Origin of the sequence: Treponema sp. UBA7567, from assembly GCF_002476655.1 — a bacterium.
Lineage (GTDB): Bacteria > Spirochaetota > Spirochaetia > Treponematales > Treponemataceae > Treponema_D.
Window position 1 is genome coordinate 72,059 of the sequence record NZ_DLLH01000049.1, and the last position, 12,227, is coordinate 84,285.

General features: G+C 40.1%; 10 protein-coding genes. 6 read left to right on the forward strand and 4 right to left on the reverse strand.

The window, feature by feature from the left end; genetic code table 11:
- Nucleotides 1-1,647, reverse strand: a 1,647-nt coding sequence (locus tag B3Y13_RS06415; RefSeq protein ID WP_296693430.1) for a DEAD/DEAH box helicase, incomplete at its 3' end; no start/stop codon positions are given.
- A 235-nt stretch (nucleotides 1,648-1,882) separates the two neighbouring features.
- On the opposite strand from B3Y13_RS06415, the gene B3Y13_RS06420 reads away from it, so the two are divergent.
- The 6 genes from B3Y13_RS06420 (at nucleotide 1,883) to efp (ending at nucleotide 9,535) form a co-directional block, all read left to right on the forward strand.
- Nucleotides 1,883-2,545, forward strand: a complete 663-nt coding sequence (locus tag B3Y13_RS06420; protein ID WP_296023950.1) for a JAB domain-containing protein — start codon at nucleotides 1,883-1,885, stop codon at nucleotides 2,543-2,545.
- Between the two features lie 33 nt (nucleotides 2,546-2,578).
- Entirely contained in the window at nucleotides 2,579-4,246 is a 1,668-nt protein-coding gene (locus tag B3Y13_RS06425) for a PEGA domain-containing protein (RefSeq protein ID WP_296693433.1), read from the forward strand.
- Between the two features lie 16 nt (nucleotides 4,247-4,262).
- On the forward strand, nucleotides 4,263-5,546 hold the full coding sequence (locus B3Y13_RS06430) for a S1C family serine protease (RefSeq protein ID WP_296693436.1): 1,284 nt from the start codon (nucleotides 4,263-4,265) through the stop codon (nucleotides 5,544-5,546).
- A gap of 20 nt (nucleotides 5,547-5,566) precedes the next feature.
- The gene (locus B3Y13_RS06435) at nucleotides 5,567-7,756 is read left to right on the forward strand and encodes a lipase family protein (RefSeq protein WP_296023957.1); all 2,190 of its coding nucleotides are present in this window, start codon (nucleotides 5,567-5,569) and stop codon (nucleotides 7,754-7,756) included.
- Nucleotides 7,757-8,899 (forward strand): elongation factor P maturation arginine rhamnosyltransferase EarP, encoded by a 1,143-nt coding sequence (gene earP, locus B3Y13_RS06440; RefSeq protein ID WP_296693438.1) that lies wholly within the window; start codon nucleotides 7,757-7,759, stop codon nucleotides 8,897-8,899.
- Nucleotides 8,900-8,965: 66 nt separating this feature from the next.
- A complete protein-coding gene (efp, locus tag B3Y13_RS06445; protein ID WP_078930679.1) occupies nucleotides 8,966-9,535 on the forward strand; it encodes an elongation factor P in 570 nt (189 codons plus the stop codon).
- A 2-nt stretch (nucleotides 9,536-9,537) separates the two neighbouring features.
- Here the strand turns inward: efp and B3Y13_RS06450 are convergent, their stop codons facing one another.
- The 3 genes from B3Y13_RS06450 to B3Y13_RS06460 all read right to left on the reverse strand — a co-directional run bounded on the left by B3Y13_RS06450 (nucleotide 9,538) and on the right by B3Y13_RS06460 (nucleotide 12,201).
- Nucleotides 9,538-9,699 (reverse strand): hypothetical protein, encoded by a 162-nt coding sequence (locus B3Y13_RS06450; protein WP_296693439.1) that lies wholly within the window; start codon nucleotides 9,697-9,699, stop codon nucleotides 9,538-9,540.
- A 23-nt stretch (nucleotides 9,700-9,722) separates the two neighbouring features.
- Complete coding sequence (locus B3Y13_RS06455; RefSeq protein ID WP_296693442.1) at nucleotides 9,723-11,303, reverse strand: hypothetical protein; 1,581 nt, start codon at nucleotides 11,301-11,303, stop codon at nucleotides 9,723-9,725.
- Nucleotides 11,304-11,376: 73 nt separating this feature from the next.
- Nucleotides 11,377-12,201, reverse strand: a complete 825-nt coding sequence (locus tag B3Y13_RS06460; protein WP_296668443.1) for an outer membrane lipoprotein-sorting protein — start codon at nucleotides 12,199-12,201, stop codon at nucleotides 11,377-11,379.
- Nucleotides 12,202-12,227 lie beyond the last annotated feature (26 nt).

Here is a 12,227-nt window from a genome sequence, read left to right on the forward strand (position 1 = left end):
CTGGCTCTGTACTTTTCCATAATGGCTTTCGTCGAGAGACTTTCCGTAATTAACCTGCAAAACAGCGGCAAGAACTTCGGCTGCATTCTGGTTTGCGCACAAGTCTTCTGCCATTTTTTTGTACAAGTCTTCAACTTTTTTAAGCTGAGGAACAAATTCTTCTCTTGTTTCGTCCAGCTCGCTATTTTCATTAGAAATCTGGCCGTTTTGAGGGGAAGGCTCTTCGCCTTCTGATGATTTTTCGGATTCAACGCCTGCTGGAAAAGCAACAATCTCGTCGTTTTCAAACTGCTTTTCTTTCTGTTCCGGCGCAAATTCTTTTTTTGCCTTTAAACCGATTTTTTCTTTCAGTTCTTCAAGAATTCGGCTTCTTTTTACTTCGAGAACATTTTCGATTGAAGGAACCTGCTCTTCTTTCATTTCGCCTTTTGCCGCAGCGCGAATTCGCTTTCTTAGAAATTCAAGCTTGCGTCTTTCTTCCGGGCGAACAAAAGTAACTGCAATTCCAGAAGTTCCAGCACGGCCAGTTCGTCCGATTCTATGAACATAAGTTGCAGCGTCAAACGGAAGAGAATAGTTTACAACGTGGCTCAAGCCAGAAATATCGATTCCTCTGGCAGCTACATCGGTTGCAACCAAAATACGAGTTTTTTTATTTCTAAATCTTGTAAGAATTTTTTCACGCTGTCCCTGAGGCACATCGCCGTGCAAAGCGGCCGCTTCGTAACCTCTTTCGTCGAGCATCCGGCTCACCATGTCGGCATCGTTTTTTGTCATTGTAAAAACAAGTCCATAAAAATCAGGCGAAATGTCGATAAGGCGGACAAGAGCTTCAATCTTGTCGCGTTCGCTTACAACCCAATATTTCTGGTCAATCAAAAGAGGCTCTTCTACAAAACCTTCTTCCTGAACAATGTCGTATTCGCCCATAAATTCTTCTGCAATCTGAAGAATCGGTTTTGGCATAGTTGCGCTAAAAAGCAAAATCCGGCTGTCCGGGTTTGCCTGCGCAAAAATCGACTTAATGTCATCGACAAAACCCATATCGAGCATTTCGTCGCCTTCGTCGAGAATAAAATAATCGATTTTGTCGAGCTTTAAAGTTCCGCGCTCAAGATGGTCTTTAATTCTGCCTGGAGTTCCAACGACAATTTCAGTTCCGCGCTTTAAATCTCTAATCTGAGTTGAATATGAGGCTCCGCCGTACAAAACGGTAACGCGCGGAAATTTTCCAGAAGTAAAGCTCTGCATTTCTGAACAAGTCTGAATTGCAAGCTCGCGGGTCGGTTCTAGCACAAGAGCGCGCACGTGGTCGCTTTCTTCGTGAATATTCTGAACAATCGGCAGCCCGAAAGCCGCGGTTTTTCCAGTTCCAGTTCTTGCTTTTGCTATAAGGTTTGTGTCGCCGTTCAAAAGGCGTGGAATTGCCAGAACTTGAATCGGCGAAGGAGTTTTAAAACCTTTTTTTTCGATTGCTTCCAGAATTCTTTGATCAAGTCCTAAGTCTTCAAAAGAAATTTCTTCCGACTGTTCTTCGTCATTTTTGTTTTCTGAAATTTCCAAGTTTTCCGGAAGTTTCTGAGCTTTGTCAGCTGAGCTGACACCATAATCTGCCGTTTTTTCGGCATCAAAAATTGAGTCTTTCATAAAATGTATCCCAAAGGCGACAAAAAAGCCTCTAAAATACACTAAAAGGCCTAAAAATCGCAGTTAAAATAAAAGTGCCCTCTGCACCTTGAGCCAAAAGCATAATAGAAAAACATAGAAATTACAAGAAGATAATTGAAAAATTCGCAAACGTTTTCATCTTTTTCAAATAAAATCTATTAAAAAAATTCACCAAAAATCGGTAAATATTGATTTTCAAGTCAATATATATAGTATGAACAATTTAAAGGAACCAATTGATTTAAGACGGCTGACATTAAAAAATGGACTTTCCTATCCAAACGACAAAGAGCTAATAATGCTTGTCTTGGGGTCAGGAACAAAAAAAATGCCCATCGAGTATATGTCGGAAGAAATTTTAAAAGTCATCTGCTCTCACAATCCGGAAAACTGGCTTGAAAAACTGCAATCAATCGAAGGAGTCGGCACAAGCAAAGCTCTGGCAATTCTGGCGGCATTGGAATTTGGAAAACGCCGCAACAGAAATCCGCAGGCAGTTGTCAATCAGCCGCAGGACGTAATTCCGTTCATAAAGCACTATGCAATGCAAAAAGCGGAGCATTTTGTAATGGTAACTGTGAACGGCGCAAAAGAAATCCTTACGATCAGAGTCCTGTGCATTGGCGGAAAAAACATGGCTGTTTTAAAGCCGTCTGAAATTTTCGGAGAAGCTGTCAAAGAAAACGCTTCTGGAATTATTTTGACTCACAATCATCCGGGCGGACACGCAGAGCCTTCTGACGATGACATAGAAACGACAAAAAGACTGTGCTTAGGCTCTGAAATTTTAGGGCTTCCCCTGCTCGACCACATAATTATAACAAAAAACAGTTACTTTAGTTTTCTTGAACATGGTCTGTTGCCGACCTATGAATAATCGGGTAAATTATAATAAGGGTTTAGTTAATTTATGTCATTGCAAAGATTTACTGCTATTTTAGCAATTTTTATAATTTCGGCAGGCGCTTTATTTTCTAACGAAAATGAATCTTCTTCTGGAATTTTTGTCGAAGACAAATCCGTCCAGCAAAAATTTGAATTTGACGAGGCGTATTCAACTTATCCGGAATTATTAAAATCCGACAGAAAATCTGCAATCGAAAAAGAAAAAACAAAAATCACGGTTAAATCAAACGTCCCGAACGCAGAAGTCTTTTTGAACGGTAATTTTGAAGGACACACAAATTTAACGGTAAACAACCTTCCGGCTGGCCGCTATAATCTGCGCGTAAAAAAAACAGGCTATAAACCAAAATTCTACAGAATAAATGTTCCGCAGGGCGAAGAACGCGTTTTTTATGTAGAACTTGAAAAATATGAAGGAACAGTAAATTTTATTGCAGTTCAACCAGAAACCTTAATTTATGTTGACAACTCAAAAATCAGCGGCAGCATTGTTCAGCTGGAAGAAGGAAGCCACACGGTTTCTGCAAAAAAATTCGGCTATAAGAGCGAATCTTCATCTATCTACGTTCCAAGAAATTCATATCAAATAGTCACAATACGCCTTCAGGAAGCACAATTTTCGGTTTCGAATTTTAGGGCAAACAAGGAACAATTTAATCCGGCGTTAAAAGGTTCTGCAGGCCAGATAAAATTCAATTTTGAAGTTACTGCGTTCGGAAACGGAACTTTAACAATAAAGGATTCTTTTGGAAATTCTGTCATAAGCCGAAACTTGCCTAGTTTTACAACCTGGAGTCAAAATGTAATTTGGGATGGAAGCGCACAGAACGGAACAAAAATTCAAGACGGAACTTACACTGCAATACTCGAAGCCGGTGAACAAAAATTTTCGGTTGATTTTACGGCAGACAGCTCGATAAAAATTCCTTCAGCCTCAATTACGGCAAGCGGTTCTGGAATTGGAATTCTTCCGGCAGCCTTTAATTTTCCTGAAAAAACATTCTGTGTCGGTGTAAACGCCGGCGTAATTTGCGCCTTTGAAAATAAAAATTTTTATTGCGCGCCGCTGTCAACTTTTTTTGCCTATTCTTTTTCAAAAAATGTCGAACTTTCAGCAAAAGCCGGGTTAAACGCAGGACATGAAGGCGCTTCGCCTTTTATAAATTCAGCCTTGAAATTTACTGCTTCAAAAAAACAGACTGCTTTTGATATGAATTTTGGATTTTTAGCAAGGGCTGGAGGAGCAAAAAACAAACCGTTCGAGCCTTACGGAGCGGACAACGGATGCGGTCTTGGCGGCGGACTTGTTTTTGGACTAGACTTCAGTAACTTTTATGCAGGAATTTCATCAGAATTCACTTTTGCAGCTTCTACATTCAACACAAAAAACAACAATTACGATAAAGTATTAAGAAACGGAGTCTGCTTTCAATTAAAAGGCCGGACAGTTTCGTTCGCAATTTACAGCGCGCTGAATTCTTCTTTTGGAACAACTGCCCTCGAAAACGACGGCAGAAGCTCAAATTCAATCGAATTTTTAAGGGCGGTTGATATTGGATTCGACTTCAAGATTGCATTAAATTCTCTAAATTTAAATTTGCTCTCAAACGCGCAAATTTTTGAGAATCAAGCTTATTTTAAAACAGAAGCCGGAATTTCCATACTTTTATAAAAACTGGAGGCGAAAGATGAAATTATATTCAAAACAGCAGATGATAAAAAACACATTAACAGGAATTCTTGCAGGCGCTGTTTTTGCCAGCGCGGCAGTTTTTGCAATTCAAAAAAACTTAAAGTCTGAAAATTCTGAAAAAACAGGCCAGACACAAACCGAGAACGTTCAAAGTCAGCAGAATTCCGAAAAAGCAGAATTTGTAGAAGAAGTTTTGCCTCAAAAAAATATTGCAACGCCGGCCGCTTCTACAGTTTCTCAATACACGCAGGACGAAGAACAGAATATTTTTGTTTACGAAAAATGCAATGAAGCCGTCGTAAACATTACAACGCAGGTTATGGGAATCAACTGGTTTTTAGAGCCTGTCGTTCAGGACGGAGGCTCAGGCTCAGGCTCAATAATCGACAAACGCGGATATGTAGTTACGAACGTGCATGTAATCAGCAAGGCAAACAAAATCAATATATCGCTCGCAGACGGAACTAGTTATCCAGGAACTGTCATTGGAAAAGATATTGAAAGCGACATTGCAGTTTTAAAATTTGATCCGCCGGAAAACATAAAGCTTAAGACAATCGATTTTGGAGATTCAAGCGAATTAAAAGTTGGACAGAAAGTTATTGCAATCGGCAACCCGTTTGCCCTTGAACGAACAATGACAACAGGAATAATTTCCGGACTGGGAAGACCTATTCAGGAAAGCGCGAATGTAATTATCAGAAATATGATTCAGACCGATGCAGCAATCAATCCAGGAAATTCCGGGGGACCGCTTTTAGACACAAGAGGAAGAATGGTCGGCATAAACACAATGATAATTTCAAATTCAGGCTCATCTGCCGGAATTGGCTTTGCAGTTCCTGTAAGCACGGCGCAGCGCGTTGTAAACGATCTTTTGAAATATGGAAAAGTCCGGCGCGGAACAATTCAAATCTCTCCGGTTCAGATGACTTCAAGCATTGCGCAATATGCAGGCTTAAAAATCAATTACGGAATTCTCGTAAGCCAGGTAAAAGAAGGCAGCAGCGCAGAGAAAGCAGGAATTTTGGGCGGAACAAAGCCTGTTCAATACGGAAGCCGCTTTAATTCATCTACAATTTATCTTGGCGGCGACATAATCACCGGAATCGACGGAATAAACATTCGCACTTACGCAGATTATACGAGCGCGCTTGAATCAAAAAAACCGAATGACACAGTAACCGTTACTGTTTTCCGCAACGGCAATTTTGAAAAAATCAAACTGGTTCTCGATGGAATTGACACCGATTCAGAACCCAATGGAACACCGCTTTAAATTTTAAGGAAAAAGAAAAAATGAATTTAATAAAAAGAACTCTCAGCACAGCCGCCATTTTTACAATGGCGGCGCTTTCTCAAGCAGAAAGAATTTCTTTTCCAGTAAAAAGTCTTGTTACAATCGAAGAAAGCCCAATAATGATTTCGGCAGACTGGAATGAAAAATGGTTCGGCGAAAAACCTGCTACTCTTTATAACCATAACATTGCGCGTATTGCAGGAATTTTTTCCGCCGTTTCTTACGAAGACAGCGACATCGGGCAAAGTTCAAATTTAATTCTTCAATGCTACAAAGCCCTCGGAATTTCAGAAAAACAGATTGAATTTCATTATTCTATCAATTACGACAATCCTGTCTGGGGAAATGACCAGGCGGCTTTTAGTTTTGCGACAAAACAAATCACCGGTTCAAATTCAAAAAAAAATCTGATTATAATTGTAATCCGCGGAACTCCCCTCAACGCAAACGAATGGATTTCAAATGTAAACATTTCCGACAAAACTGGCAATGAAACTGAATATCATGAAGGTTTTTTGAAAACCACAAAACTCGTCGAAAACGCGCTGATTGCCTTTCTTTTGAGAAATAAAATCGACATAGACGATAGCTGCCTTTTAATAACAGGACACTCCCGTGGAGCGGCAATTGCAAATCTTCTTTCCGCCCAACTGTGCGACGCTGAGCTTTTTGACACAAACTACATCTACACCTACACTTTTGCTTCTCCAAATGTTACTACAAATGACAGCGTTTATAACAAAAAATACGATTTTATCTGGAACATTGTAAATGCCGAAGATATTGTTCCGTCAGTTCCGCCAAATTACAAAAGCTGGAAATACAAAAAATACGGTCAGACAAAAGTTTTAATAAACAATTGGAATACTGATCCCAAAAAATACGAAGATGAATATATTCCAGCAATGAATAAATACTTTAATAAATTTATGCTGCGCGACTACTGTCCGTTTACGACAGGTCCGTTTTTGCCGATTCAGTGCAGTTCAATTCTATCAAGGCTGAACAAAAATGTTTATACTTTTTACAATGGAATTACGGCTCTTCACGACCGCGCAATTTCTGCATTCTGGAGAATTTTTCCAAAAAAAGACGAAACAAAAACCGAAAATGAAGTCGAAGAAAAATCTGATTCAAGGACAGAAAAGCAAGGCGCAATTTTTGCGGCGGCAACCCGATGGTGCTATAAAAATTTTGATGTTGATATAAATTACTTAATCAACTGCTTTGCCGATATGCACGCAATGGAGACTTACCTTTCGTGGATTATGTCGACAGATGAGGAAAATGTTTATTCATCTGTCGGAACAGACATTCTTCTCTTAAAAGGCGCCGGCGACTATGCAGTTTTTGATAGCGACGGAAAGGTTGTAGCAACTATTCTGGACGGAAAAGTTAATTTTTCAAAGGTAGAGCTTCCCTTAGCGGCAAATTCTCTTCTTCAAGGGCAGGTTGCGCTCGGACTTCCAGTAAACCGAAATTACGAAATTGCGGTAAGCAAGGAAAGCATAATTCCTACAATGCTAAAAGTTTCTGTTCAGCATTATTCTGCAGCCGGAGTTTTTATTGAAGAATCCGAAGAAACAATTTTATATCCATACAACTCAAAAATTTACAGCTGCAATTCAGAAACTCTAACCCCAGCCTTTACAAAAATTGATTTTGAAAAAATCGGCAATCCGCAAGCAAATATAATCCGTAAAAAGGGAAATCTAAAAAGTGTTTCAAAATTCAGGCTTATGGGGGAATTTTCTGCCTCAACAAGCGGTTCATTCAACGCAGGAATCCATGCCGGTTCAACAAAATTATATGGTTCGCTGCTTTTAGGACACAATGCCGCAAAAATAGGACGCTCATTCGAGGCAAGTCCGGGAATTGGACATCAAAGCATTTTAGTAAGCAAAATTCTTCTCGATACAGAAATTTTTGCAAATCTTTTTTATGCTTATTCCGATGACATCGAAGAAAAAGATGACCGATTCAACGTTGTGCCTACCGTAAGATTTTCTCTTTCGTTTAAACCTCGCCACAAGACACAATTATTTATGGCGGCTAATTTCGATATGCACATTTCTGACTTTAACGATGCAGCCTTTGACGATTCATACCGCTTAAAAACAACAGGCCAGGTTTGGACAGGCTCAAAAATTCGAATAGTTCCAAACCTGTCTTTTGGAATAAAATTTTAAATGCAAAACAAAAATATAATGATTTTGTGCAAGGTTGTAGACAATTATGGTGATATTGGAGTTGTCTATAGGCTTGCAAAAGCCTTGAGCGACCTCGATTCTTCTCTAAATCTTACACTCGTCTGTTCAGAATTGGAAAGTTTTGCTTCAATGGCAAAAAAAATTGAGCCCGGCAAAAAATCTCAATTTTTCGACTACAAAAACACAAGATGGCAAATTTTAGACTGGAACCAAAGCGAAGATTTTACATTCAGCTCAAACCCTTTTCCAATTATTCTCGAATGTTTTCAGTGCGGACGGCCAGACTGGCTTGAAAAAATTCTTTTTGACAAGAATGTAAAAGAAATTTTCCATATTTTTAATATCGAATACTTAACAGCAGAAGAATACGCCGACGACTTTCATCTTTTAAAGTGCTATACGAGAAGCCCAAATGTAAAAAAAATGTTTTTTATGCCGGGATTTACAAAAAAAACGGCAGGACTTTTAATCGACAGCCAGTTTTTAAAAACCTTAAAAGAATCGAAAAATCTTCCAAAAAACAAAAATGAGTTTTGTGTTACAATTTTTTCTTACGAACGCGAGTTTGTTCAAATTTTTAACTCTCTAAACCGCATTCAGGAAACACAAAGACAAAAAAATCCGGACTTTAACGTAAAAGTCCTTGCGGCCGCAGGAAAAAGCCTGCCTTTTGCAAAAAAAGCCTGGGAACAGACTGAAAAAAAGGTGAATTTCGTTCAACTGCCTTTTTTAACGCAGGAAGAATGGGACAAAATTCTCTGCACAAGCGACTTTAACTTTGTCCGCGGCGAAGAAAGCCTTGCAAGGGCATGTCTTTCCGGCAAACCTTTTTTTTGGCACGCATACGTTCAAGACGAAAATTACCAGCTTGTAAAGGTTAATGCCCTTTTAGAAAAAATGCTGCCCTTTGTTTGCGGAAAAAACTTAAAAACCGAACTTTCAACTCTTTGGAATGAATACAACACTCCAGATGCAAAATTAAACGAAAATGCGCTTTATGATTTTTTTCAAAAAGCAGCACAAGGCGAGTTAACGGCTTTTTTTGAAAATTTTTCTGAAAATCTTTTTCAAAACGGCAACCTTGCCAAAAACCTGCTCAACTTTCTTGAAACCTTGCAGTAGTTGAAAAAAAGTCCAATAAGCACTAGTATTATAGAATAAACGTTTATTTTTTTGAGGTAACATATTATGTTAATGACAAACGAAATCAGAGTCGGAACAGCTTTTATGTATGAAGGCAGCCCTCTTATTGTTCAGAAACTTCTCGGACAGAAAGGCGGACGCCAGGGCATGGTTACAAACCTCCGCGTTCAGAATATCGTAACAGGCTCAACAATGCAGCTTGGTCTTGATGCCGGTGAAAAATTTGAGGAAGTTGATCTTGTTAAAAAAACTGTAAAACTTTCTTACATCGATGGCAACGAATATCACTTTATGGATCAGGAAACTTACGATGACATCATGCTGGACAAAGATTATCTTGGCGACAATGCCGGCTACATCTCTCCAGATGACGACTACGAAGTTTCTGTTACTTACTACAACGACAAACCAGTTGGCGTTGTTCTCCCAGTAAACGTAACACGCACAATCACATACTGCGAGCCAGGCGTAAAAGGCGACACTTCTGGAAAATCAACAAAACCTGCAACTCTCGACACAGGAATGGAAGTAAAAGTTCCTCTGTTCTGCAACACAGACGACCGCATTGTAATCGATACACGCGACGGTTCATTCGTAGAACGCGCAAAGGACTAATTTCAAAACAACTGCGTAAAAAAATCCCCAAAGCCATTTAGCTTCGGGGATTTTTTATTTTTAAATTTTAATTTTGGGTCATTTTTTGCTGCGCAAAAAACCGGGCTATTCGTGGCTACGGCGTCTTGCGCGCCTTCGGTGCTGCGCACCAGCTCCGCTGCCACTACTATCTCCCTTGCCCGAAAAATTAGAACGTGTATTTTGCTCCCAACTGAACAAAGCCGTTGTTGTGCCAGCCTTCAAATTCGGTCTTGTCGCTCTTGTAGCTTGCCATATACATTCCTTTTGCACAGAACTCAAGTCCGTCAGAAACATACCAAGTGATTTTCGGCATTACAATCAAGTCATAATGCTGAAAACCGTAAACTGCGCTCACCTCAGGCTTTACTTTTCCATGATTCCAGCTGTCAGAAATATTCAGGACGATTTTAATGTCGTTTGTGAATGTTCCGTTTTCTGTGTCATACTCGTTGTCATCGATTTTATCGTGATGAAGAATGTGCCTGCCCTGCCCCTGAATATTCACGTTAAGCTCGCTGATTGGCAGGTCGCGGTCAAAACCTGCAACCCACGCAATCGAGTTGTTCTGAATCGTCGGGTCGTCTCCGGCAGTGTCTTTTGTGAGATTGTAAGCCGCCTCTGCGCGGAAATTGTACGCTCCGAAAGTTTTTGCAGCCTCAAGACCGAAAACCTGCAAAAAGTCGTAGTCGATAAATTTGTCGTCATCGTCTGCGTCGCCTGTTTCAAGATAAGTCGAAACGAAACTTCCAATTTTGCTGTAGTCAAAAGAAGCGCGCTTGTTTCTTCCAACGTAGTAGCTCAAGCCCCAGTCAAGAGAGCCGGTTGTGGTCGTGAACCGCGCGCCAGCCTGCATATATTTGAGCTGGTTTGTGTCAGGATAAAGATTGTCCGCAAGAGAAGACGAATTGCTGAGCATTGTTGTGTAGAGTGCCTGCGCATTTGCCGCATTATTTTTTGCCGCTAATTTTTGGTCATCTGTTGATGAAGAACTTGCCATTATGCTAGCTAATTCTGCATTTGCCGTTCCAGCTTTTATCCCCTGCGCAACAATCGCAGTTCCAGCTTTATCGGTCAACTCACTTTTCAAACTTGCAACCTGCGCCGGAACCCATCTTCCGCCCGAAGCATAGCGGTCGGCCGTCATTGTTGGAGTCCAAACCAGTTCAAATCTGCTCGAAGAGAAAGGACCGACGTCTTTTGGAACATTATAAAGCACACGAATCATCGGTTCTGCAATTCTTCTGTCAATGTAGTCAGGAATTATAAAATCCGTGTAGTCGTTCGCGTTAAAATTGTCTACAGCATGCAGTTTGTCGCCTTTTCCCCAGACAACCTTCATTTTTCCTGCCTGAACAACAAAATTTCCAAGATAAGATTCAAGCGTAAGCTCGTCAATTACATCTTCCCTGTAATTTTCAAGAACGTCCTTGCTGAATGCGAATTTTGCTTCCGCAGAAACTGCCGAATTTGAGTATTTTAAATTGATTTTGCCTTTTGGATTTGTGTCGGTTTTCCACTCGCCAACAGGAAGTCCATATTCATCTTCATCATCAAAATAAGCGCGAAAATCAATCTGCGCTTCTCCGTTTACTTCGAGGGCGCCGCCGGCAAAAGAAGCGGAAGAATCGCCAAAATCTCCGCCAAAGTCGCCTCCAAAATCATCGCCAAAATCAAAATCGTCAGCAAAAACAAAACTTGCTGCAAAAAGTGCGGCTGTAAAAAGCCCGATAAATTTTATTTTTTTCATAAACTATTCCTATAAATAAAAAAAACTCCGCCACAACAGGACCAAAGAAACCGCTGCAACGGAGTTAAGTCAATTATTTCGCTGTATTCAAATAGTTCTGTGTAAATACATTGTCTGGAATCGGTTTGTCAAGAATGATATTGTAGCCGTTCGGACTCTTTGGATTTTTCTGGGCTGCAATTCTTGTCGAATGTCCAGATTTTACGTTCTTGAGGGTTGTCGAAGTAGTAATCGTATATCCCTGAATATTTTCAATAGAATCAACCGTCAAAACCTTCAAAAGGCTTCCGTCTTTTTTGTCATACATTTCTGCATAAACAGGAACGTTTGTTTTTTTGTCAATCCACTGAATGCGATACTGATACTGAGCTTTTGCAACAGTTGCCGCTGTTGGAGTTGATTTAATTTTCCAGCAGTCATAACCGTTTTTGTTTTCTTCTGCCAAAAGTTCATGAGTATCATCGTCAAGATCGCGTGTAGACATATCGTCGTAGCTTGCGTCAGTTCCTGTAAAAGATTTGCTTCCTTCAGAAGAATTTACACGGCGAGTAGTTTTGAGCGAAGGCATATAAATCCACTTGTCATCGTCCTTGCCTTTGTTTTCCATCTGCAAGAATTTAATTCCCTGATTTGACTTGTTGTTGCTGACCTTAAAATTCATTACAACGTCAGAAGTGTCTGTTTTTTCGTTGTGGCGCCCAAGCTCATCAATAATACGATGCTCTTCAATATTGCCGGCTTTGTTGATAAGATCCATTTCGATAATAGAATGGTTATATGCAGGTTTTTTAATGTTCAATGCCGCATCGACTATTGAACGCGCGTCCTGAGCAAAAACCACTGCCGAAACCATAGCAACAGCCAAAGCCAAAATTGATTTTTTTAAACTCTTTTTCATAGATTACTCCCATAAAAAGTCAAGAT